The organism is Streptomyces sp. A2-16 (assembly GCF_018128905.1).
Classification (GTDB): Bacteria; Actinomycetota; Actinomycetes; order Streptomycetales; family Streptomycetaceae; genus Streptomyces.
On the sequence record NZ_CP063808.1, the window covers coordinates 6,670,188 to 6,692,410 of the forward strand.

Below are 22,223 nucleotides of genomic sequence, written 5' to 3' on the forward strand. Positions count from 1 at the left end.
CGCCTGAGGGCCCGCTGCGGTCTCGCTGCGGGCCCTCAGGCGTTTCACGTCTCGTACGCCTCGTCGCGGCACGGTCTCGCGCCTCGTCGCGGCACAGTCCGACGCCTCGTGGCGGCGCGGTTCTAGGCCTCGTCCCGGCGCAGCGACGGCTTCAGGTCCTTGAGCCGGCCCAGCAGGCCGTTCACGAACGAGGGCGACTCGTCCGTGGAGAACTCCTTGGCCAGCTGCACCATCTCGTCGAGCACCACCGCGTCCGGCGTCTCGTCGGCCCAGATCAGCTCGTAGGCGCCCAGACGCAGGAGGTTGCGGTCGACGACCGGCATACGGTCCAGCGTCCAGCCGACCGAGTACTGCGCGATCAGCTCGTCGATGCGCTTCGCGTGCTGCGCGTAGCCCTCGACCAGCTGCATCGTGTACTCGCTCACCGGCGGCTGCCGGGTGTCGTCCCGGGAGAGCCGGATCCAGTCCGCGAGGACCGTCTGGACATCGACGCCGCGCTGGTCGCCCTCGAAGAGGATCTGGAAGGCGCGCTTGCGGGCCGTGTTGCGGGCAGCCACGGTTAGCTGTTCACCCGGCCGAGGTAGTCGCTCGTGCGGGTGTCGACCTTGATCTTCTCACCGGTGGTGATGAAGAGCGGGACCTGGATCTGGTGACCGGTCTCCAGGGTGGCGGGCTTGGTGCCGCCCGTGGAGCGGTCGCCCTGGACGCCCGGCTCGGTCTCCTGGATGGTCAGCTCGACGGCGGCAGGCAGCTCGACGAAGAGCACCTCGCCCTCGTGCTGCGCGACGGTCGCGGTGAAGCCCTCGATGAGGAAGTTCGCGGCGTCGGCGACCGTCTTGCGGTCGATCATCAGCTGGTCGTAGGTCTCCATATCCATGAAGACGAAGTACTCGCCGTCCATGTACGAGAACTGCATGTCGCGCTTGTCGACAGTGGCCGTCTCGACCTTGACGCCGGCGTTGAACGTCTTGTCGACGACCTTGCCGGACAGCACGTTCTTGAGCTTGGTGCGCACGAATGCGGGGCCCTTGCCGGGCTTGACGTGCTGGAACTCGACGACGGACCAGAGCTGGCCGCCTTCGAGCTTGAGCACCAGGCCGTTCTTGAGGTCGTTCGTGGAAGCCACGGTTGCGGAATCTCCTGGACTGACGTGGACGACCCCGGCGCACGCACCTTGTCTAGAGGGCGAGCAGCTCCTTGGTCGTGATGGTGAGTAGCTCGGGTCCGCCGTCCGCCTCGGGGCGTACGACGAGCGTGTCATCGATCCGGACGCCGCCCCGTCCCGGGAGGTGGACCCCCGGTTCGACGGTGACCGGCACGCAAGCGTCCAGTTTACCCATGGCCGCGGGGGCCAACTGCGGGTCCTCGTCGATTTCCAGTCCGACACCGTGTCCGGTGAGGGCCGGGAGGCCTTCGTGGTGCCCCGCGGACTCCAGTACCTGGCGGGCCGCCCGGTCCACGTCACGGTAGGCGGCGCCGGGTGCCAGCGCCTCGCGTCCGGCCCGCTGAGCGGCGAAGACGAGGTCGTACAGCTCGATCTGCCAGTCGGCGGGGGACGTCCCGATGACGAAGGTCCGGCCGATCTCGCAGCGGTAGCCGCGGTAGTTCGCGCCCAGGCAGACGGAGAGGAAGTCGCCCTCCTCGACGCGGCGGTCGGTGGGTCGGTGGCCGCGGCGGCCGGAGTTCGGGCCGGTGCCGACGGAGGTGGTGAAGGCCGGGCCGTCGGCGCCGTGGTCGACCAGGCGCCGCTCCAGTTCGAGGGCGAGGTGTCGCTCGGTGCGGCCGACGAGGATGGACTCCAGGAGTTCGCCCAGGGCCTGGTCGGCGATCTCGGCGCCGATGCGCAGGCTGGAGATCTCCTCCTCGTCCTTGATGACGCGGAGCTGTTCGACCGCACCACCGAGGTCGGCGAGGCGCAGGCGTGGGGCGACGGAGCGGATCGCCCGGTGCCGGGCGACCGTGAGGTGCTGTTCCTCCACGGCGAGCGAGTCGGCGCCCTGCTCGGCGGCGAGGTCCGCCGCGGCCACCGCGGGGTCGCCGGCGGCACCGGGGAGGGTGTGGACGCGCAGGAACTCGTCGGGGCGGCCGATGCCGGGACGTTCGTCCGGGGGGCTGGTGCACACCAGCAGGTCCTCGGTCCTGCCGAGCAGCAGGGCGCTGCCCCGCGAAGCCGCTCCCGCGAGGTAGCGGACGTTGGCCGGGCGGGAGATCAGCGCGGATTGGCTGCCGCCGGCCTGGCAGCGGTCGCGCAAGCGGGCTCTGCGGGTGGCGTACACCTCTGACATGACTCGAGCGTAGGAGTCATCTCGGTGCGGCGCCGTTCGGGAGAGGCCGAGTGGGGGCCGGTCGTCGTCTACAGGCTCGGCGGGGGCTGGTTGTCGTCTCCGGGCCCGGTGGGGACTGGTCGTTGTCTACAAGGCTCGGCGGGGGCCGGTCGTCGTCTCCGGGCCCGGTGGGGCTGGTCGCGCAGTTCCCCAGGCCCCTGCGTGGGTCCGGGTCCGCCCCCGCTACCAGCTCGGCGGGCTTGCGATCGACCTCGCCAGCACGTCGTCCAGGACCCTCGCCGTCTGCGGTACGTCCATCTGACTGTTGTCGATGATCGGCAGGCCCGAGCCGTACCACCCCGCCATCCGGCCGTGGATCCGCGCGACCTCTTCGTCCGTCAGACGGCGGTTGCCGGACCGTTCCGCGTTGCGCTCCAGGACGATCTCCAGGCCCGGCAGCAGCACCACCGGCAGCAGCCCGGGGCCCACGTGCCGCTTCCAGCCGCCGAGGCCGACCACCGGCCGGTCCGGGAAGACCGCGTCGTCGAGGATGCAGGAGATGCCGTTGGCAAGGAAGTTGCGGGCGGCGAAGCCGCAGGTGCGGCGGGCGAGGCGGTACTGCGCCTCGGAGTGGTCGTTCCAGCCGGACTGCGGGTCGGCGAAGCCCGAGCGGACCCACTCGCGCACGTCGTCGAGGCTGATGTGGGCGGTGGGGACCCGGCGATGGTCGGCCCAGTACTTGGCGACGCTCGTCTTTCCGGCGCCCGCCGGACCGATGAGCAGCACCGCGAGGGTGGTGCCCGCGGGGTCGGGCGTGGCGGCGGGCGGGCTGCTGGGGGCGCCCACGGGGGCGCCGGGCGGCAGCGGCACATGGCCGGTGGTGTCAGGCACCGGCCCCGGTGAATGCGGCGGCGCGGGTGGGACCGGGGAGTGCTGCGGCGCCGGCGGTATCTGGGAGTGCGGTGGCGTCTGCGGTACCGGAGCCGGGGTGAAGCCCGGTGCCGGGGGCGGTGGGGGCACCGGGGCAGAGCCCTGGTGCGCACCCGGGTGATGCGGTCCCGGGTGGTGTGCGGCCGGCGACCAGCCTTCGGCCGATCCGTGCCCCGGCTGGTGGGGCGGCGGCAGCGGAGAACCCACTGCGTGCTGCATCCGGTGCCACTCCGTCTCGTCTTTTTCGGCTCGCTCGCCTCCGGGACGCCAGCGTCGGTGCCGGGAGTCCGACCGCGCGCGGCCCGAAGGCCCGCCGCCCGCTCGTCCTCTCGTCTCCGACGCGCCCCTCCGGCTCACTCGCGTCAGGCTGATCGGCGCTGGTTACGGGGTGGTGCACACCCCGCTCGCCACCGAACGGTACCGCCCCCGGCCCGCGTTTGGTGAAACGACCGGGGGCGCCCCGAAGTGCCCCTGCCGCAAGGCGAATCCGGCGGAACGCCCGTCGCGGGACTTACTGGCCGACCTCGCCGTACGCGGCGAGCAGGACCGCCGGGTCCGGGCCCTCCAGGACGGTGGGCTTGCCCAGTCCGTCCAGGACGATGAACCGCAGCAGGTTGCCGCGGGACTTCTTGTCGACCTTCATGGTCTCCAGGAGCTTTGGCCACTGGTCGTAGCGGTAGTGCAGCGGCAGTCCGACCGACTCCAGGACCGTGCGGTGGCGGTCGGCGGTCGCATCGTCCAACCGGCCCGCCAGACGGCCCAGTTCGGCGGCGAAGTGCATGCCCACGGCCACCGCGGCGCCGTGCCGCCACTTGTACCGTTCGTTCTTCTCGATGGCATGGGCGAGCGTGTGGCCGTAGTTGAGGATCTCCCTGAGGCCCGACTCCTTGAGGTCGGAGGAGACCACCTCGGCCTTGACCCGGATCGAGCGCTCGATGAGCTCGGCGGTGTGCGGGCCCGCCGGAGTGCGCGCGGCCTCGGGGTCGGACTCGATGAGCTCCAGGATCGCCGGGTCGGCGATGAACCCGGCCTTGATGATCTCGGCGAGCCCGGAGACGTAGTCGTTGACGGGCAGCGAGTCCAGCGCGGCCAGGTCGCACAGGACTCCGGCCGGCGGGTGGAAGGCGCCGACGAGGTTCTTGCCCTCAGCGGTGTTGATGCCCGTCTTGCCACCGACGGCCGCGTCGACCATGGCGAGCACGGTGGTCGGGATGGCGATCCAGCGCACCCCGCGCAGCCAGGTCGCGGCCACGAAACCGGCGAGGTCGGTGGTCGCGCCGCCGCCGACGCCAACCACGACGTCGGAGCGGGTGAAGCCGGACTGGCCGAGCGCCTTCCAGCAGTAGGCGGCGACCTCGGCGGTCTTGGCCTCCTCCGCGTTCGGGACCTGGATGGCGACGGCCTCGAAGCCCTGCTCGGCGAGGTCGGCGCGCAGCGCGTCCCCGGTGTCCGCGAGCGCCTCGGGGTGGATGACAGCGACCCGCTGCGCCTTCTCCCCGACCAACGCGCCGAGCTCGCCCAGGAGTTGACGTCCCACCAGGACCTCGTAGGGCTCGCTTCCCGCGGTGCCGCCGACCTGGATGCGCGTCACTGCCTCGCTCATACTTCCTTCAACTCCAGTGCGTCCAGCGCGATTTGGGTGACTTCTTCGGGCGTACGGCCGTCGGTTGCCACGACCGCCGTGGCGATCGACTCGTACAGCGAGCGCCTGGCCTCCATCAGCTCGCGCCACTGCTTGCGCGGGTTGACCGCGAGCAGCGGCCGCGCGGCGTTCAGGCCGGTGCGCTTGACCGCCTCCTCGACGTCCATCGACAGGTACACCACCTGCTGCCCGGCCAGCAGGGCGCGGGTGTCCGCGTCCAGGATCGAGCCGCCGCCCAGCGCCAGGACGCCGTCGTGCTCGGCGAGCGCCCGCGCCACCGCGGCCTTCTCGATGGCCCGGAAGACCGGCTCGCCCTCGTCGACGAAGATCTCCGCGATCGTGCGGCCCTGCTCGGCGACGATGTCCTCGTCGGTGTCCCGGTAGCCCGTGCCGAGCCGGTCGGCCAGCAGTTGCCCGACCGTCGACTTGCCCACACCCATCGGACCGACGAGCACCACCAGAGGGCTCATCGGATGGCCAGGTTCTCGAGGTACGAGCGCACGTTGCGGCGGGTCTCGGGCACCGAGTCGCCGCCGAACTTCTCCGCCACCGCGTCCGCCAGGACGAGCGCGACCATGGCCTCGGCGACGATGCCGGCGGCGGGGACCGCGGAGACGTCGGAGCGCTGGTGGTGTGCCTGCGTGGCCTCACCGGTGGTCACGTCGACGGTCTGCAGGGCGCGCGGCACGGTCGCGATGGGCTTCATCGCCGCCCGCACCCGCAGCAGCTCACCCGTGGACAGACCGCCCTCGGTCCCGCCCGAGCGGCCGGAGACGCGGCGGATGCCCTCGGGGGTGTTCACGATCTCGTCGTGCGCCTTCGAGCCCGGCACCCGCGCCAGCTCGAAACCGTCACCCAGCTCGACACCCTTGATCGCCTGGATGCCCATGAGCGCACCGGCGAGCCGGGCGTCCAGCTTGCGGTCCCAGTGCACGTGGGAGCCGAGGCCCACCGGCACGCCGTAGGCCAGGATCTCCACCACACCACCGAGGGTGTCGCCGTCCTTGTGGGCCTGGTCGACCTCGGCCACCATCGCCTTCGAGGTGTCCGCGTCCAGGCAGCGCAGCGGGTCCGCGTCCAGCTTCTCGACGTCCGCCGGGGTCGGGTACACCCCGGCCGGGGCCTTCACAGAGCACAGCTCGACGACGTGCGAGACGATCTCGATGCCGGTCGTCTCCTTGAGGTACGAGCGGGCCACCGCGCCCAGCGCCACCCGGGCCGCCGTCTCCCGCGCAGAGGCACGCTCCAGGATCGGCCGGGCCTCGTCGAAGCCGTACTTCTGCATGCCCGCGAGGTCGGCGTGGCCGGGGCGCGGACGGGTCAGGGGCGCATTGCGCGCGAGGCCGGCCAGGATCTCCGGGTCGACGGGGTCGGCCGACATGACCTGCTCCCACTTCGGCCACTCGGTGTTGCCCACCATGATCGCGACCGGGGAACCGAGGCTGAGACCGTGGCGGACACCGCCGAGGAACGTGACCTGGTCCTGCTCGAACTTCATCCGGGCACCGCGGCCATAACCCAGCCGACGCCTCGCCAGATGATCCGCCACCAGCTCCGTGGTGATCGGCACACCGGCGGGAAGCCCCTCCAGCGTCGCCACGAGTGCGGGACCATGGGACTCCCCCGCGGTCAGCCAGCGCAACCTGCTCAACGGTGCTCCTCAGTGCTCGCGCCCTGGTACTGCCCTGCTTACGCGCGTCCTCGCGTACGGCAACGGCGCGACCAGGTGCGCGGCCCCGGCCGGCCACCTCCGATCCTCCCACGTCCTGCGGCGACGACCGGTCACAGGTCCAGCAGACGGACGTCAGCGGGCCGCCAGCGCGTGCTCCCCCGCCTTCCGCATGGCCTCCACAGGTGCGGGGCCGAGGCCCGTCATCTGCTCGACCTGGAGCACCGCCTGGTGCACCAGCAGGTCAAGGCCGCCGACCACGGCCCCGCCGGTCATCGACCAGCGGGCGGCCAGTTCGGTCGGCCAGGGGTCGTAGAGCACGTCGAACAGGACCGTGGGGCGCTCCGGTACGGCGTGGGCGAGCGTGTCCGTGGCTCCTGCGGGGGTGGTGGCGATCACCAGGGGGGCGCGCAGGGCCTCGGCGGCGTCGGCCCAGTCGGCGGTGCGGAGCTCGACGTCGAGGCGCTCGCCCCACTGCCGCATCTCGGCGGCCCGGGCCTCGCTTCGGACGTAGGCGACGACCTCGCCGGTGCAGATCCGGGCGAGCGCGGCGAGCGCGGAGGAGGCGGTGGCGCCGGCGCCGAGGACGGCCGCCGAGTCGACCTGCTCGATGCCCCGCTCCCCGAGGGCGGCGACCATCCCCGGGATGTCGGTGTTGTCGCCGACGCGGCGGCCGTCCTCGGTGCACACGACCGTGTTGACCGCCTCCACCGAGGCGGCCGTCTCACTGATCTCGTCGAGCAGCGGGATGACCGCCCGCTTGAGCGGCATGGTCACCGACAGTCCGGCCCACTCGGGGCCGAGCCCCTCGACGAACCCGGGCAGGGCGGCCTCGTCGAGTTCGAAGCGGTCGTACGACCAGCCTGTGAGTCCCAGCTCCTGGTAGGCGGCCCGGTGCAGGACCGGTGACAGGGAGTGGGTGATGGGCTTGCCGAGGACGGCGGCCCGGCGGGCGTCAACTGCCCGTGCTTGCATCGAACTTGTCCTTGAGCCTCAGGAATTCAGCGTGCGTCTTGGCGAATTCGGTGGTCTTCACACCGTCGGTGGCGACGAAGTAGTACCAGCCCTGGTCGGTCGGATTCAGTGCCGCCTTCAGCGCGACATCGCCCGGATTGTCGATCGGACCGGGCGGCAGACCCTTGTTCGTGTACGTGTTGTACGGGTCCTTGTTGCTCTTGATCTCCGACTCGCCGATGTGGATGTTGCTCTCGTTCTTCAGGTAATTGAAGGTCGAGTCGAACTGGAGCAGGCCGTAGGTCTCGGGATTCGCGAGATTGAGGCGGTTGTAGACCACCTCCGCCATCTTGCGGTAGTCCTCCTCGGTCTTCCCCTCGGCCTGGACGAGGCTCGCGACCGTGATGACCTGCAGCGGGTTGTCCAGCTTGAGCGCCTTGGCCTTCGCCTCCAGGTCGTACTTGCCGTACTGCGAGGCGGCCTGGGTGACCATTTCCTTCAGCACCGTCTCGGGCTTCATGCCCTTCGCCGCCGGATAGGTGCCCGGATAGAGGAAGCCCTCCAGCGGGTCCTTGATGTCCTCGTTGTCGTTCGCCCAGCTCGGCAGCCCGAGGCTCTTGTACTTCTGCTCGGCGACCTTCTGCGTGGCACCGGAAGCGAGATCGAGTTTCTCGTCGATCCTCTTGTAGACGACGATGTTCCGCACACCCGGAGCGACCAGCACATTGTTCTGGCTCTTCGGGTCGAGCATCATCACGACGGCGCTCTCGGCGGACATCTCCTTCTTCAGGAGATAGGCACCGGCCTGGATCGCCTTGCCCTTGGGGTTCTGCTCCTGGGCGGACACGAAGGCGTCGACGCTCTTCACGACGCCCGCGTCCTTCAGCAGCCGGCCGATCGCATAGCCGCCCGCGCCCTTGGGGACCTGGACGGTGACCATCTCGCTCGTGCCGTCCCCGGCATAGTCCGGAGCCGCGCCGAAACGATTTTGGTAGAACTGATACCCGAAGTAACCGACGCCCGCGGTACCGCCGCCGAACACCAGCAGGACCACCAGACAGGCGCAGCCGCTCTTGCGCTTCTTGGTCCCTTTGCCGCCCCGGCCCCGCCGGTCACCGCGGCCGCTCTCCGGGTCGTCCGACTCGTCCGGTTCGTCGTCACCGCCCGCGAAGAAGGCGTGTTCGCCCTGGTCGGGGCCGGGATCCCAGTCGGTCCGTGCCTCCGGTTCGGCGCTCCGACGGCTCGGCGGCTCCGGCGGCGGGTAGGCGTCGGGGCTGCCGTAGTAGTCCTGCTGCTCGGCGCCGTACGCGCCGGCCTGCTGACCGTAGGGATCCGAGGGGTCGGCAGGGTAGGGAACCTGCCCCTGGGCGCCGGCCGCCCAGCCGCCCTGGTCGTACGGCTGCTGCGGCTGGCCCTGATAGGCCTGCTGGTCGTACTGCTGCTGGCCGTACTGCTGCTGGTCGTACTGGTGGTTGTACTGCTGGTGCTGGTCGTACTGGCCGTCGTGCTGCTGCGGGTACTGCTGCTGCGCCTGACCGTAGGCTGCCTGCTGGCCGTCGCCCCAGCCACCGTTGTCGTACTGGGCCTGCTGCTGCGGCTGCTGCGGATAGTGCTGCGGCTGGCCGCCGTAGGGGGACTGCTGACCCGCAGGGGCCTGCTGTCCACCCCATCCGTCGTCCCCGTACAACGGGTCCTCCGGATGCCACGGTTCGGAGCCTTGGCCCCGGCCATACTCAGTCATCGATCCCCTAGAGCCGCGAGGCGGCGGTCACCTGCTTCCACGATTCGGCTACCGCTCCGCCTCTTTCTGTGCGGTGACTGTTCGAATGTCGCCGCATCGCGCGGAACGTTACCGTATCGCGATCAGATGACCACTTCGACGCCCTCGCCGGGTGCTTTACCTGACACCCGTTCGGATTCCAGGGCCTGCTGAAGAATGATCACGGCCGCTGCCTGGTCGATGACCGATCTGCCCTTTTTGGATTTCACTCCGGATGCGCGCAGTCCCTGACTGGCCGTCACCGTGGTCATCCGCTCGTCGACGAGCCTGACCGGAACGGGCGCGATCCCCCGGGCGAGCTCCTGGACGAAACCGCGGACCTTCACGGCGGCCGGGCCCTCGCCCCCCTTGAGGGAGCGAGGGAGACCGACGACGACCTCGATCGGTTCGTACTCCTCGACCAGCTGCTTCAGCCGGCGCTGAGCTGCCGGGACGTCCCGGCCCGGGACCGTCTCCACCGGGGTGGCGAGGATCCCGTCGGGGTCGCACGAGGCGACCCCGATACGGGCGTCCCCGACGTCGATCGCGAGCCTGCGGCCTCGGCGCATTACTTGGCCGTCTCCCCGACCGTGCGCTCCACGGCGTCCACGGCCTCACCGATCGCGGCCGGGTTCTGGCCGCCGCCCTGGGCGACGTCCGGCTTGCCGCCACCGCCGCCGCCGAGGGTCTTGGCCGCGGTGCGGACCAGGTCACCGGCCTTGAGACCGCGCTCGCGGGCGGCCTCGTTGGTGGCGATGACCGTGAGCGGCTTGCCGTTGTTGACCGTGAAGAGGGCCACGACCGCGGCCCGGCCGCCCTGGATGCGGCCGCGCACGTCGAGGACCAGCTTGCGCAGGTCGTCGGCGGTGGTGCCGTCCGGGACCTGCCCGGTGACGACGGCGATGCCGCGGATGTCCTTGGCGGACTCGGCGAGACCGGCCGCGGCCTGCAGGACCTTCTCGGCGCGGAACTTCTCGATCTCCTTCTCGGCGTCCTTCAGCTTGCCGAGCATGGCGGAGACCTTCTCCGGGAGCTCCTCCGGGCGGCCCTTGATCAGCTCCTGGAGCTGGGCGACGACCGTGTGCTCACGGGCGAGGAAGTTGTAGGCGTCGACACCGACGAGCGCCTCGATACGGCGGACACCGGAGCCGATCGACGACTCGCCGAGCAGCTTGACCAGGCCGAGCTGCGAGGTGTTGTGCACATGGGTGCCGCCGCACAGCTCCTTGGAGAAGTCGCCGATGGTGACGACCCGGACCCGCTCGCCGTACTTCTCGCCGAACTCGGCGATGGCGCCCTGCTTCTTGGCCTCGTCGATGCCCATGACGTCGGCACGGACGTCGAGGTCGCGGGCGAGCACCTCGTTGATCTTCTGCTCGACGTCGGTCATCACGGCCGTGGGTACGGCGGACGGGGAACCGAAGTCGAAGCGGAAACGGCCGGGCTGGTTCTCGGAACCGGCCTGGGCGGCCGTCGGGCCGAGCGCGTCCCGCAGCGCCTGGTGGGTGAGGTGGGTGGCCGAGTGGGCGCGGGCGATGGCGGTGCGGCGGCGGCTGTCGATGGAGGCGTGCGCCTTGGCACCGACGGTGACCTCGCCGAACTGGACGACGCCCTTGTGGACGTAGACGCCCGGGACCGGCTTCTGGCAGTCGCGGATCTCGATGACGGCACCGGAGTCGACCTTGATCTTCCCGGTGTCGCCGATCTGGCCGCCGCCCTCGGCGTAGAACGGGGTGCGGTCCAGGACGATCTCGACCTCGTCGCCCTCGGTGGCGGCCGGGGAGGAGGTGCCGTCGACGAGGATGCCGACGATCGTGGACTCGCCCTCGGTGTCGCTGTAGCCGATGAAGTCGGTCTCGCCGACCTTGTCGGCGATCTCCCGGTAGGCACCGGCACCGGCGTGGCCGGTCTTCTTGGCCTGGGCGTCGGCCTTGGCGCGCTCCCGCTGCTCCTTCATCAGGCGGCGGAAGCCGTCCTCGTCCACGGAGAGGCCCTGCTCGGCGGCCATCTCGAGGGTGAGGTCGATCGGGAAGCCCCAGGTGTCGTGGAGCAGGAACGCCTTGTCACCGGCGAGGACCTTGCCACCGGCCTGCTTGGTCTCGGTGACCGCGGTGTCGAGGATGTTGGTGCCGGCCTTGAGCGTCTTGAGGAACGCGTTCTCCTCGGCGACGGCGACCTTCTCGATGCGCTCGCGGTCGGTGACGAGCTCGGGGTACTGCTGGCCCATCATGGCGATCACGGTGTCGATCAGGTCGAGCACGACCGGCCCGGTGGCACCGAGCAGGCGCATGTTGCGGATCGCGCGGCGCATGATGCGGCGCAGGACGTAACCGCGGCCCTCGTTGCCCGGGGTGACGCCGTCGCCGATGAGCATGACGGACGTGCGCATGTGGTCGGTGACCACGCGCAGGGAGACGTCGGAGTCGTGGGCGTCGCCGTACGCGACACCGGTCAGCTCGGTGGCCTTCTTGATGACGGCCATGGAGGTGTCGATCTCGTACATGTTCTGCACGCCCTGCAGGATCATCGCCAGGCGCTCGAGTCCGAGGCCGGTGTCGATGTTCTTGCTGGGGAGCTCGCCGAGGATCTCGAAGTTGTCCTTGCCGATGCCCTCGCCGCGCTCGTACTGCATGAAGACGAGGTTCCAGATCTCCACGTACCGCTCGTCGTTGACGGCGGGGCCGCCCTCGACGCCGAACTCGGGGCCGCGGTCGTAGTTGATCTCGGAACAGGGGCCGCAGGGTCCGGGGACGCCCATGGACCAGTAGTTGTCCTTCATGCCGAGGCGCTGGATGCGCTCCTTCGGCACCCCGACGACCTCGTGCCAGATGCGCTCGGCCTCGTCGTCCTCCAGGTACACGGTGATCCAGAGCTTCTCCGGCTCCAGGCCGTAACCGCCCTTGTCCTGGGGGCTGGTGAGCAGCTCCCAGGCGTACTTGATGGCGCCTTCCTTGAAGTAGTCGCCGAAGGAGAAGTTGCCGCACATCTGGAAGAAGGTGCCGTGCCGGGTGGTCTTGCCGACCTCTTCGATGTCGGGGGTGCGCACGCACTTCTGCACGCTGGTGGCGCGCGCCCACGGCGGCTTGACCTCACCGAGGAAGTAAGGCTTGAAGGGCACCATGCCGGCGGGGACCAGGAGCAGAGTCGGGTCGTCCGCGATGAGCGACGCCGAAGGGACGACGGTGTGACCGCGCTCCTCGTAGAAGCTCAGCCAGCGGCGGCGAATCTCGGCCGACTCCATCAGTGGTCCTCATTCCGGTTGTACGAATGCGTGGTGTGCGTCGTGTTCTCGATGGCGGCGATGCGCCTGGGGGCGGGAAGCTCGGGATCCTCCCGGATACCCAGGGCGTCCGTCAGCTCGGCCTCCCGCTGGGCCATGTTGTCGCGGACGTCGAGCGCGAAGCCGACCGCGCGGTCCCTGAGTCGGCCGCCCGTCTCGATCGCCTTGTTGGCCGCCGTGACGGCGAGGTTCTCGGGAGTCAGCTGCTTCAGCTTGCGATTCACCTTGGTGGTGGCCCAGACACCCGCGGCCACGCCCGTGGAGAACCAGAAAGTACGGCGGAACATCTCTTGAGCCTCAGTCCTTCTTGCCTCGGCCCCGGGAAACCGCCCGGCCCACGATCACGGTACGCCGGGAGGATTTCGCGGGCACGTCGTCCTTGCGCCCGCCCATCGCGCGGCGCACGCCGTAGCCGAAGGCCGCGACCTTGACCAGGGGGCCACCGAAGGTGGAGGCGACGGTGGTGGACAGCGCGGAGGCGTTGGACGTGACCTCCTGGACGTCCGAGGCGATCGCGTCGACGCGCTCGATCTGGGTCTGCGCGGAGCGCACCGCGGTGGAGGCGTCGGCCAGCAGCGGGACGGCCTGGTCGGTCACGTCCGCGACGAGCTTGGTGGTCGCCTTGAGCGTCTGGGCCAGCCTCGCCAGCGCGACGGCGAGGAAGGAGACCAGGATCGCCCAGAAGACGGCCACCAGGATCCCGGCAACCTCTCCACCGGACACTGTGTGCACCCGCTCCCTGAAACGTGCTGTCTATGGAAAAAGTCTCCGCCGAGCCTATCGCGCCGGGGACGGCGCTCCGCACCGGATTACCCCTCGCCCGCACCCGAGTTGTCCTTGACGATTGTACGGAGTGAACACACTTAAGTACGCTCCGTGTTCCATGCACAGTCATCAGCCCGACGGCACCGAGGCGAACGGCAACATCCCGCTGGAGCTCGACGGCTTCGTCGGCCGGCGCGCGGAGCTCTCGGGGCTGGCACGCTCGCTCGACACCTCGCGGCTGGTGACGGTGACGGGCCCCGGCGGCATCGGGAAGTCGAGGCTCGCGGCGCGCGTGGCGGGCGCCCGGTGCGCGCCGCCCGACGGGGTGTGGCGTGTCGAGCTGGCCGCCGTCCGCGATCCGGAGTTCCTCGACTACGCGGTCGTGGAGACGCTGGGCCTGACGGACCACACCGTGCGGGCGCCGCGCGAGACGCTCCTGGCCCATCTGACCGGACGTCGACTCCTGCTGGTCCTCGACGGTTTCGAGCATCTGGTGGACGCCTGCGCCGCCCTGGTCGTGGACCTGCTGGAACAGTTGCCGGGTCTTTCCGTGCTCGCTGTGGGACGACGGCCGCTGGCCGTCGCCGGCGAGCAGGTCCTCGCACTGGGCCCGCTGGGCGAGGACGAGGCCGTGGAGCTGTTCGCGGAGCGGGCCGGGCGGCAGGGGGTGACGGCCGGGGACGATCCGCACGTACGGGAGCTGTGCCGGCGCCTCGACGGCATCCCGCTGGCGATCGAGCTGGCCGCGGGGCGGCTGGGGGCGCTGGCCCCCGCCCAGCTGCTGGAGCGGCTCGACGACCGGTTCCGGTTGCTGACGGGCGGCGGCCGGGACGCTCTCCCCCGGCACCGGACGCTGCGCACGGCGATCGGCTGGAGCCATGAACTGTGCACGTCCGAGGAGCGGTTGCTGTGGTCGCGGCTGTCGGTGTTCGCCGGGCAGTTCGACCTGGAGGCCGCCGAGTACGTGTGCAGCGGCGGCGGTCTGCACTCCGACGACGTGCTCGACGTGCTGTCCGCGCTGCTCGCCCAGTCGGTGGTGGCCCGCGAGGAGACGGCGACCGGCGTGCGCTACCGGATGCTCGACACGGTCCGGGCCTACGGCGCCGAGTGGCTGGAGGCGACCGGTGACTCGGTACGGCTGCGCAGGCGGCACCGCGACTGGTACGTGGGCCTGGCGACCTGGTGCGAACTGGACTGGTTCTCGCCGCGCCAGAACGAGGTGGCCGCGCGGATCGAGGCCGAGCTGCCGAACCTGCGCTGCGCCCTGGAGTACTGCCTGACCGAGCCCGACGGGGCGGAGCTGGGCCAGCATCTCGCGGGCTCCCTGTGGTTCTGCTGGGTGGGCTGCGGCCGGCTCTCGGAGGGCCGGCACTGGCTGGAGCGCAGCGTCGAACTGGAGCCGGGCCATGAGCACGCACGCCTCAAGGCCCTGTGGGTCCTCGGCTATGTGGCGATCCTCCAGGGCGACACGGTGCCCGCGCTGGCGGCGCTCCAGGAGTGCCGGGAGGAGGCGGAGCGGTCGGCGAACCCGACAGCGGCGGCGTACGCCGAGCACCGCACCGGCTGTCTGGCGCTCGTCTCGGACGACATGCCCCGTGCGCAGGCCCTGCTGGGCTCGTCGCTGGCGCGCTACCAGGAGATCGGCGAGCTCAACAGCAATGTGCTGATGGGTCAGGTCGAGCTGGCGATGGCCCGTGCCTTCCTGGGCGATCTGCCGGACGCGGTGCGGCTGTGCGAGGACGTGCGCCGGGTGTGCGAGGACCACGGCGAGCGGTGGGCGCGGTCGTACGCCCTGTACGTCCTGGCGTACGCGGCCTGGAGCGAGGGCGACGCGGCACGCGCGCGTGAGTTGCTCACCGACTGTCTGGCCTGCGCGCACGCCTTCCACGACCTGCTCGGTTCGGTCCTGTCGATCGAGCTCCTCGCCCTGGTCACGGTGACCCAGGGCGACGCGGTCGAGGCCGCCGTCCTCCAGGGCGCGGCGGCCTCGCTGTGGCCGTCGGTGGGCCTGCCCCTGTTCGGTTCGGCCTACTACAACGCCCCGCACGAACTGTGCGAGGCGACGGTCCGGGAGCGGCTGGGCGACGAACGGTACGAGGAGGGCGTACGGCAGGGCCGGGCGCTCGGCCGGGACGCGGCGGTGTGCCGGGCACTGGGCCGCGCGCGTCCGGTCGACGGGCTGCCGGCGCCGCGGGGTTCCGCGCGGCCCGCCGAAGCGGGCCCCGGCATGCAGCAGCCCGCCGCCTCGCCCACCCGGAAGGGCGGGGAGACGGCGGGCTGAGGTGGTGCGGGTGCTACGGCCTGCCGGTGATCAGCGGGCGTAGTACTCGACGACGAGCTGCTCGTCGCAGATCACCGGGATCTCCTTGCGGTTCGGCTCGCGGTCCAGGCGGAAGGCCAGGGCGCGGAGGTTCACCTGGAGGTAGCGCGGGGTCTCGCCGTCGGGGGCGAAGCCGCCCTCACGGGCGATCGAGAAGAGGGTCTTCTCGCGGCTGCGCTCGCGGACCATCACGACGTCGTCGGGACGGACGCGGAAGGACGGCTTGTCGACCTTCTGACCGTTGACCTCGATGTGGCCGTGGACGACCATCTGGCGGGCCTGGTAGATCGTGCGGGCGATGCCCGAACGCAGGACCAGCGCGTCGAGACGACGCTCGAGCTCGATGATCAGGGCCTCACCGGTCTTGCCCTGAACCTTGGAGGCACGCTCGTAGGCGCGGACGAGCTGGCGCTCGGACACGTCGTACTGCGCACGCAGACGCTGCTTCTCGAGCAGACGGACCTTGTAGTCCGAGTTCTGCTTGCGGCCACGGCCGTGCTCACCCGGGGGGTAGGGACGGGCCTCGAAGTACTTGACGGCCTTCGGGGTCAGCGCGATGCCGAGGGCACGCGACTTCTTGACCTTGGGGCGGGACTGGTTCGCCACAATCTCTCATTTCTCAGTGTTCGGCTCGTCAGAGTTATGGGAGGTCGCATCCGCAGCCGGGGAAACCCGCCGGGTCCTCGAAAGGGCCCGATGGGCAGCCGCTCCCCTGGTCTGGGCACATACGTGCAGCACGCGAGTGGCCCACCGACCGGTCTCACCGTGCGGTGAGTGGTGGTGGGCTGCCCGCGACACCATTCGAACGGTGCGCGACGCTCCTGGAACCCACTGGGGGTTCCGGCTGACCGTCCCGTTCTGACTGCACGGGACACAGCACTTCGAGGGATTCTACAGGGTGCTCAGGACCGCTTCCGACCGAGGTGCTTCCTGGTCCACTCCACCGCGTCCGCGTACCGGGCCTCGGCGCCGTGCCGGGTGGGTTCGTAGTACTCGCGGTCCTTGATGGCGTCCGGGGCGTACTGCTGCTCGGCGATGCCCTCGGGCAGGTCGTGCGGGTAGACGTACCCCTGGGCGTGCCCGAGCTTGGCGGCGCCCTTGTAGTGCCCGTCGCGCAGGTGCGGCGGCACGGGACCGGCCAGTCCCTTGCGTACGTCCTCCATGGCGGCGCCGATCGCCGTGGTCGCGGCGTTGGACTTCGGGGCCAGGGCGAGCGCGATGGTGGCGTGGCTCAGCGTCAGGGCGGCCTCGGGGAAGCCGATCATGGCGACGGCCTGGGCGGCGGCCACGGCTGTGGGCAGGGCGTTGGGGTCCGCGAGGCCGATGTCCTCGCTGGCGGAGATCATCAGGCGGCGGGCGATGAAGCGGGGGTCCTCGCCGGCCTCGATCATGCGGGCCAGGTAGTGCAGGGCCGCGTCCACGTCGGAGCCCCTGATGGACTTGATGAGGGCGCTGGCCACGTCGTAGTGCTGGTCGCCGTCGCGGTCGTACTTCACGGCCGCGCGGTCGACCGTCTCCTCCAGTGTGGTGAGGGAGATCTCCGGCTCGCCCTTGTCGAGCGCGGCTCCGGCCGCGGCCTCCAGGGCGGTCAGGGCGCGGCGGGCGTCACCTCCGGCGATCCGCAGGAGGTGGTCCTCGGTGTCCTCGGGGAGGGCGACGGCGTCCCTGAGACCGCGCTCGTCGCTCAGCGCCCGCCTCAGGAGCCCTCTGAGGTCGTCGTCGGTGAGGGGTTCGAGGGTGAGCAGCAGCGACCGGGACAGCAGCGGGGAGATGATCGAGAAGTACGGGTTCTCGGTGGTCGCCGCGATCAGGGTCACCCAGCGGTTCTCGACTGCGGGAAGCAGGGAGTCCTGCTGGGCCTTGCTGAAGCGGTGGATCTCGTCGAGGAAGAGGACGGTCTCCTTGCCGAAGCCGCCGGTGGCGCGGCGTGCGCCCTCGATGACCGCGCGGACCTCCTTGACGCCGGCGGTGATCGCGGAGAGCTCCACGAAGCGCTTGTTCGTCGCCTTGGAGACGACGTAGGCCAGAGTCGTCTTGCCGGTGCCGGGCGGGCCCCAGAGGATCACCGAGGAGGGTCCGGCGGGGCCGCCGCTGCCCTCGCCGACCAGTCGGCGCAGCGGTGAGCCCGGCTTGAGCAGGTGCTGCTGGCCCACCACCTCGTCGAGGGTGCGCGGGCGCATCCGGACCGCCAGGGGGCTGCCGGCCGGGTCCTTCTCCTGGCGCTCTTCCGCCGCCGCGGTGAACAGATCGGGCTCCACGCTCAAAACCCTATGTCACCGCACTGACAACGCCGCCGGCCGTCGGTCAGGCCCAGAGCTTGTCGCCCCAGCGGGTCAGGATCAGCATCGCGATGATGCCGCAGTGCGTGACCGGCAGGACCCAGGTGAACTCGGAGAGGAAGCGCTTGAGCCAGCCCGGGGACGGCAGCAGGTCGTTGCGGACGTTGAACGAGGTCACGTACCAGAACATCGTGATCGTCGCGACCCAGGCCAGCGAGCACCACAGGCACAGCGCGTTGATCCGGTACAGCGACTGGAACTGGAGCCAGGTGACGAAGACCACGCCGAAGAGCGTGCCGAAGTTGAAGGTGAGCCAGTACCAGCGCGGGAAGGTGGCGCGGGCCAGCAGGCTCATGCCGACGCAGATCACGATGCCGTAGGCGACCAGGCCCAGCATCGGGTTGGGGAACCCGAAGGCGGCGGCCTGCTTGCTCTCCATCACGCTGCCGCAGGAGACGATCGGGTTGAGGGAGCAGCTCGGCGTGAACGTCTTGCCGCTGACCTTGCCCTCGAGGATCTTGAACTTGTCGATCGTGATGACCCAAGCGGCGAGCAGTCCGGCGGCACCGGTGATCACCATCAGCAGCGCGAAGGCACGGCTGCCGCCCACCGTCCGGGGCGCGGCGTCGGACCTCGCCGACGAGGGCTCGGGCTCCGTGGAGACGTCTTTCACTGTGGTCTTGCTCATCACGCCGATCCGTCTGCTTGAGAGTTGGACCTTCTTCGGGCAGGGGCCATTGTGCCGCACGCGGGGGCTTGTCCACCGTTCGGTGGACATAAGGAAGTACGCACGGTCGTCCCTGAGCGTTCGGTTCCGGCCGAGGCTCGTCGACATGACCACACACGCGAACGAACTCGCGGTGGACGTTCGAGGACTGCGCAAGCGGTACGGCGGCGTGACCGCGGTCGACGGGATCGATCTCGGCATCCGCCGGGGCGAGGTCTTCGGCCTGCTCGGACCCAACGGCGCGGGCAAGAGCACCACGGTGGAGATCCTCCAGGGCAACCGGGACCGGGACGCGGGCGAGGTGTCCGTGCTCGGTTCGGACCCCGCGCACGCCACGCGCGCGTGGCGATCCCGTGTGGGAATCGTCTGGCAGGACGAATCCGCCCCCGCCGAGTTGACGGTCGCGGAGACCGTCCGGCATTTCGCCCGCTACTACCCGCGGCCGCGGGACCCCGAGGAGGTCATCGCACTGGTGGGCCTGGAGGCCAGGGCGGGCAGCCGGATCAAGGCCCTGTCCGGCGGTCAGCGCCGGCGGCTCGACGTGGCGCTCGGCGTGATCGGCGGTCCCGAGCTGCTGCTCCTGGACGAGCCGACGACCGGTTTCGACCCGGCGGCCCGGCGCCGGTTCTGGGACCTGATCCGCAAGCTGTCCGTCGAGGGCACGACCATCCTGCTCACCACGCACTACCTGGAGGAGGCCGAGGCGCTCGCCGACCGGCTGGCCGTGATCTGCCGGGGCAGGGTCGTCGCCGTGGACGAACCGGCCGCGCTCCGGGAGCGGTACGGCACCGGCGCCACCGTCGAGTGGACCGGGCCGGACGGCGCCCCGTGCGCGGAGCACTCGGACACCCCGACCAGGACGGTCGCCGAGCTGATGCGCCGCTTCGACGGCGAGATCCCGGGGCTCCGGGTCGGCCGCCCCACGCTGGAGGACGTCTACCTCCGGCTCACCGGACAGGAGGACGCGCGATGACCTCGACCGCCGTACGGTCCCGGACCGATGCCCCCGCGACGCGGCTGCCCGGTGTCTGGGGGCTCGGGCTGCGGCGGGGCGCCCTGGAGATGAGGCAGTTCTTCCGCCAGCGCGACCAGGTGGTGTTCACCTTCGCCTTCCCGATGGTCCTGCTGTTCTTGTTCGCGTCGATCTTCAGCGACGACGTGGAGGGTGCGGGCATCAAGGCCTCGCAGCTGTACGTCCCGGCGATGATGGCCGCGGGCATCATGTCGACGAGCTTCCAGTCGCTGGGTGTCCTGATCGCCGTCGAGCGGGACGAGAAGGTGCTGCGCCGGCTGCGCGGCACGCCGATGCCGCCGGCCGCGTACTTCCTCGGCAAGATCTGGCTGGTTCTGGTCACCGGCGTCCTGGAGACGGCGATCCTGCTGCTCGTCGGAACCACGCTGTACGACGTCGAGCTGCCGTCGGACGCCGGCCGGTGGTTCGCCTTCGCCTGGATCTTCGTGCTCGGGCTCACGGCGTGCGCGCTGCTCGGCATCGCGATCAGCTCGGTGCCCAGGTCCGGCAAGAGCGCGAGCTCCGTGGTCGTCCTGCCCTTCCTGGTCCTGCAGTTCATCTCCGGGGTGTACATCTCGATCGACACGATCCCCGACTGGATGCTGAACATCGGCGCCCTGTTCCCGCTGAAGTGGATGTGCCAGGGGCTGCGCGGGGTGTTCCTGCCGGACTCGGCGCAGGTCCTGGAGCAGGCGGGCGGCTGGGAGTTCGGGCGCACCGCCCTGGTGCTGGGGGCGTGGTGCGTCGGAGGATTGCTGCTGTGTCTGCTGACATTCCGGTGGAAGCACCGGCGCGACGGGTGAACGGTCCGGCGGACGCCGGGGGCGCGTACTCCTGGGACCGTTCCTTCCGGCTCTGGGACACCTACTTCGCGCTGATCTGGCTGGCCACCCTGGTCTTCGTGCTGGGCACGGGACACCCCGGGTGGCCGGTCCGGGTGATCGCGGCGGCGCTGCTGGTGCCGCTGGTCCCGCTCTTCGTCCGGGTCGGGCGTCCCCTGCTGAGACAGGATCCGCCCGACGCGCGCGAGGCCCTCACCTACCTCGGCGCGATGATGGCGCTGTTCCTGCCGTCGGCGATCCTGGTCGGCGAGACCCGGCTGATGACCTTCGCCCTCGTGCCCCAGTGCTTCATGACCCTGCGGATGCGCTGGGCGCTGACCGCCGTGGCCGTGATCAATGTCGTGCCCGTGGTGGGCTGGGCCCTGGTGTGGTGGCCGAGCGACCAGGACGTCTTCTACAACGGCCTGTTCGCCGTCGTCACCCTGGTCTTCTCGGTGGCCGTCGGCAGCTATGTCGTCCGGATCATCGAGCAGAGCCAGGAACGGGCGGCCCTGATCGCCGAGTTGGACTCGAGCCGGCACGAGGTCGCGCGGCTGTCGGCGGCGCACGGGGCGCTGGCCGAGCGGGAGCGGATGGCCCGGGAGATCCACGACACCCTGGCGCAGGGTTTCACCAGCCTGCTGATGCTGGTCCAGGCCGTCGAGGCCGAGCTCGACCACGATGTGCCGCAGGCCCGCCGTCATCTGGCCCTGATGGACGAGACGGCCCGGCTGAACCTCGCCGAGGCACGGGCCCTGGTGGCCGACGGCACCCCCGCCGATCTGGACGGCTCCTCGCTGCCGGACGCGCTGGGCCGGCTGGCGGCACGCCACTCGGCGAAGCTCGACGTGACCGGTCCGGTCCGTCCGCTGCCCGCGGGACCCGAGGTCGTCGCCCTGCGCTCGTGCCAGGAGGCGCTCACGAACTGCCGTAAGCACGCAGGGAGTTCGGTGACGGTGGGGATCGGCCTCGCCTACGGCGACGAGAGCCTCACCCTGTCCGTACGGGACGACGGCCGGGGCTTCGATCCCGGGACCGTCCGTGACGGCTACGGTCTGGCGGGGCTCCGCGCCCGCGCCGCCGAGGCAGGCGGGACGGTCCGGGTGGACAGCGTGCCCGGCGGCGGCACCACGGTCACCGTCCGTCTGCCCGTACCTCCCCCGAGGAGCTGTTCATGATCCGGATCGTCCTGGCCGACGACCATCCCGTCGTACGGGAGGGTCTGCGGGCCATGCTGACCGCGGAACCGGACCTGGAGGTGGTCGCCGACGCGTCCAGCGGACCGCAGGCGGAGGCGCTGGCGGCGGAACTGCGACCCGACATCGTGCTGATGGACCTGCGGATGCCGGGTGGCTCGGGCGTCGAGTCGATCGTTCGGATGACGGAGGCCGGCCTGCCCTGCCGGGTGATCGTGCTGACGACGTACGAGACGGACCGGGACATCCTGCGGGCCGTGGAGGCGGGAGCCGCCGGTTATCTCCTCAAGGACCTTCCCCGGGCCGAACTGGCGGAGTCGGTGCGGGCCGCCGCGCGCGGCGAGACGGTCCTGGCCCCGACGGTCGCCGCCCGTCTGGTCGACCGGCTGCGCACCCGGCCGGAACGGCCGCGGCTCTCGGAGCGCGAGACGGCGGTGCTGCGGCTGGTGGCGGAGGGCTGCACGAACGCGGAGATCGGCCGCAGGCTGTACATCGGCGAGTCGACGGTGAAGACCCATCTGCTGCGCGTCTTCGCCAAGTTGGGCGTCGACGACCGGACGGCCGCCGTGACCAGCGCCATGCGGCACGGGCTGCTCGACCAGTGA

The 22,223-nt window shown here is 70.6% G+C and carries 21 protein-coding genes; 5 read left to right on the top strand and 16 right to left on the bottom strand.

The features are described 5' to 3' along the window. Positions 1-122 precede the first annotated feature (122 nt). The 13 genes from nusB to IOD14_RS29985 all read right to left on the bottom strand — a co-directional run bounded on the left by nusB (position 123) and on the right by IOD14_RS29985 (position 13,230). A complete protein-coding gene (gene nusB / locus IOD14_RS29925) occupies positions 123-557 on the bottom strand; it encodes a transcription antitermination factor NusB (RefSeq protein WP_123987930.1) in 435 nt (144 codons plus the stop codon). 2 nt (positions 558-559) lie between these two features. Next, complete coding sequence (gene efp, locus IOD14_RS29930) at positions 560-1,126, bottom strand: elongation factor P (protein WP_020138098.1); 567 nt, start codon at positions 1,124-1,126, stop codon at positions 560-562. Positions 1,127-1,178: 52 nt separating this feature from the next. Next, positions 1,179-2,285: an aminopeptidase P family protein gene (locus IOD14_RS29935; protein WP_212672038.1), complete on the bottom strand. Its 1,107-nt coding sequence runs from the start codon at positions 2,283-2,285 to the stop codon at positions 1,179-1,181. A 222-nt stretch (positions 2,286-2,507) separates the two neighbouring features. After that, on the bottom strand, positions 2,508-3,413 hold the full coding sequence (locus IOD14_RS29940) for a Pro-rich N-terminal domain-containing protein (protein ID WP_212672039.1): 906 nt from the start codon (positions 3,411-3,413) through the stop codon (positions 2,508-2,510). A gap of 292 nt (positions 3,414-3,705) precedes the next feature. Then, complete coding sequence (gene aroB / locus IOD14_RS29945) at positions 3,706-4,797, bottom strand: 3-dehydroquinate synthase (protein ID WP_123987933.1); 1,092 nt, start codon at positions 4,795-4,797, stop codon at positions 3,706-3,708. After that, complete coding sequence (locus tag IOD14_RS29950; protein ID WP_123987934.1) at positions 4,794-5,306, bottom strand: shikimate kinase; 513 nt, start codon at positions 5,304-5,306, stop codon at positions 4,794-4,796. Before IOD14_RS29950 ends, aroB begins: the two co-directional genes overlap by 4 nt. After that, positions 5,303-6,487: a chorismate synthase gene (aroC, locus tag IOD14_RS29955; protein WP_123987935.1), complete on the bottom strand. Its 1,185-nt coding sequence runs from the start codon at positions 6,485-6,487 to the stop codon at positions 5,303-5,305. The genes IOD14_RS29950 and aroC overlap by 4 nt, the downstream gene beginning before the upstream one ends. Positions 6,488-6,640: 153 nt before the next feature. Then, positions 6,641-7,480 carry a shikimate dehydrogenase gene (locus IOD14_RS29960; RefSeq protein WP_123987937.1) on the bottom strand — a complete coding sequence of 280 codons (840 nt, stop codon included), beginning with the start codon at positions 7,478-7,480 and terminating at the stop codon, positions 6,641-6,643. Continuing rightward, positions 7,461-9,200 carry an endolytic transglycosylase MltG gene (gene mltG, locus IOD14_RS29965; RefSeq protein ID WP_123987938.1) on the bottom strand — a complete coding sequence of 580 codons (1,740 nt, stop codon included), beginning with the start codon at positions 9,198-9,200 and terminating at the stop codon, positions 7,461-7,463. Before mltG ends, IOD14_RS29960 begins: the two co-directional genes overlap by 20 nt. 122 nt (positions 9,201-9,322) lie before the next feature. Then, positions 9,323-9,787 (bottom strand): Holliday junction resolvase RuvX, encoded by a 465-nt coding sequence (ruvX, locus tag IOD14_RS29970; RefSeq protein WP_031056400.1) that lies wholly within the window; start codon positions 9,785-9,787, stop codon positions 9,323-9,325. Further along, a complete protein-coding gene (alaS, locus tag IOD14_RS29975; RefSeq protein ID WP_123987940.1) occupies positions 9,787-12,459 on the bottom strand; it encodes an alanine--tRNA ligase in 2,673 nt (890 codons plus the stop codon). The genes ruvX and alaS overlap by 1 nt, the downstream gene beginning before the upstream one ends. Beyond that, entirely contained in the window at positions 12,459-12,785 is a 327-nt protein-coding gene (locus IOD14_RS29980) for a hypothetical protein (RefSeq protein WP_123987941.1), read from the bottom strand. The genes alaS and IOD14_RS29980 overlap by 1 nt, the downstream gene beginning before the upstream one ends. A gap of 10 nt (positions 12,786-12,795) precedes the next feature. Continuing rightward, positions 12,796-13,230 carry a DUF948 domain-containing protein gene (locus IOD14_RS29985; RefSeq protein WP_174269066.1) on the bottom strand — a complete coding sequence of 145 codons (435 nt, stop codon included), beginning with the start codon at positions 13,228-13,230 and terminating at the stop codon, positions 12,796-12,798. A gap of 151 nt (positions 13,231-13,381) precedes the next feature. On the opposite strand from IOD14_RS29985, the gene IOD14_RS29990 reads away from it, so the two are divergent. Continuing rightward, the gene (locus tag IOD14_RS29990; RefSeq protein WP_174269067.1) at positions 13,382-15,544 is read left to right on the top strand and encodes an AAA family ATPase; all 2,163 of its coding nucleotides are present in this window, start codon (positions 13,382-13,384) and stop codon (positions 15,542-15,544) included. A gap of 30 nt (positions 15,545-15,574) precedes the next feature. Here the strand turns inward: IOD14_RS29990 and rpsD are convergent, their stop codons facing one another. From rpsD to IOD14_RS30005, 3 genes are all read right to left on the bottom strand, one after another. Next, on the bottom strand, positions 15,575-16,189 hold the full coding sequence (rpsD, locus tag IOD14_RS29995; RefSeq protein WP_123987943.1) for a 30S ribosomal protein S4: 615 nt from the start codon (positions 16,187-16,189) through the stop codon (positions 15,575-15,577). A 296-nt stretch (positions 16,190-16,485) separates the two neighbouring features. Further along, the gene (locus IOD14_RS30000; protein WP_123987944.1) at positions 16,486-17,841 is read right to left on the bottom strand and encodes a replication-associated recombination protein A; all 1,356 of its coding nucleotides are present in this window, start codon (positions 17,839-17,841) and stop codon (positions 16,486-16,488) included. Between the two features lie 46 nt (positions 17,842-17,887). Then, positions 17,888-18,550: a vitamin K epoxide reductase family protein gene (locus IOD14_RS30005; protein WP_123987945.1), complete on the bottom strand. Its 663-nt coding sequence runs from the start codon at positions 18,548-18,550 to the stop codon at positions 17,888-17,890. A gap of 145 nt (positions 18,551-18,695) precedes the next feature. Here IOD14_RS30005 and IOD14_RS30010 point away from each other — a divergent pair, with 145 nt between their 5' ends. Genes IOD14_RS30010 through IOD14_RS30025 form a run of 4 tightly spaced genes read left to right on the top strand, consistent with a single transcriptional unit; the run spans position 18,696 to position 22,223 of the window. After that, on the top strand, positions 18,696-19,562 hold the full coding sequence (locus IOD14_RS30010) for an ABC transporter ATP-binding protein (RefSeq protein ID WP_123987946.1): 867 nt from the start codon (positions 18,696-18,698) through the stop codon (positions 19,560-19,562). After that, complete coding sequence (locus tag IOD14_RS30015; RefSeq protein WP_212672040.1) at positions 19,559-20,404, top strand: ABC transporter permease; 846 nt, start codon at positions 19,559-19,561, stop codon at positions 20,402-20,404. The genes IOD14_RS30010 and IOD14_RS30015 overlap by 4 nt, the downstream gene beginning before the upstream one ends. Beyond that, complete coding sequence (locus IOD14_RS30020; protein ID WP_249126101.1) at positions 20,362-21,600, top strand: sensor histidine kinase; 1,239 nt, start codon at positions 20,362-20,364, stop codon at positions 21,598-21,600. The genes IOD14_RS30015 and IOD14_RS30020 overlap by 43 nt, the downstream gene beginning before the upstream one ends. Beyond that, positions 21,597-22,223: a response regulator transcription factor gene (locus tag IOD14_RS30025; protein WP_212672041.1), complete on the top strand. Its 627-nt coding sequence runs from the start codon at positions 21,597-21,599 to the stop codon at positions 22,221-22,223. Before IOD14_RS30020 ends, IOD14_RS30025 begins: the two co-directional genes overlap by 4 nt.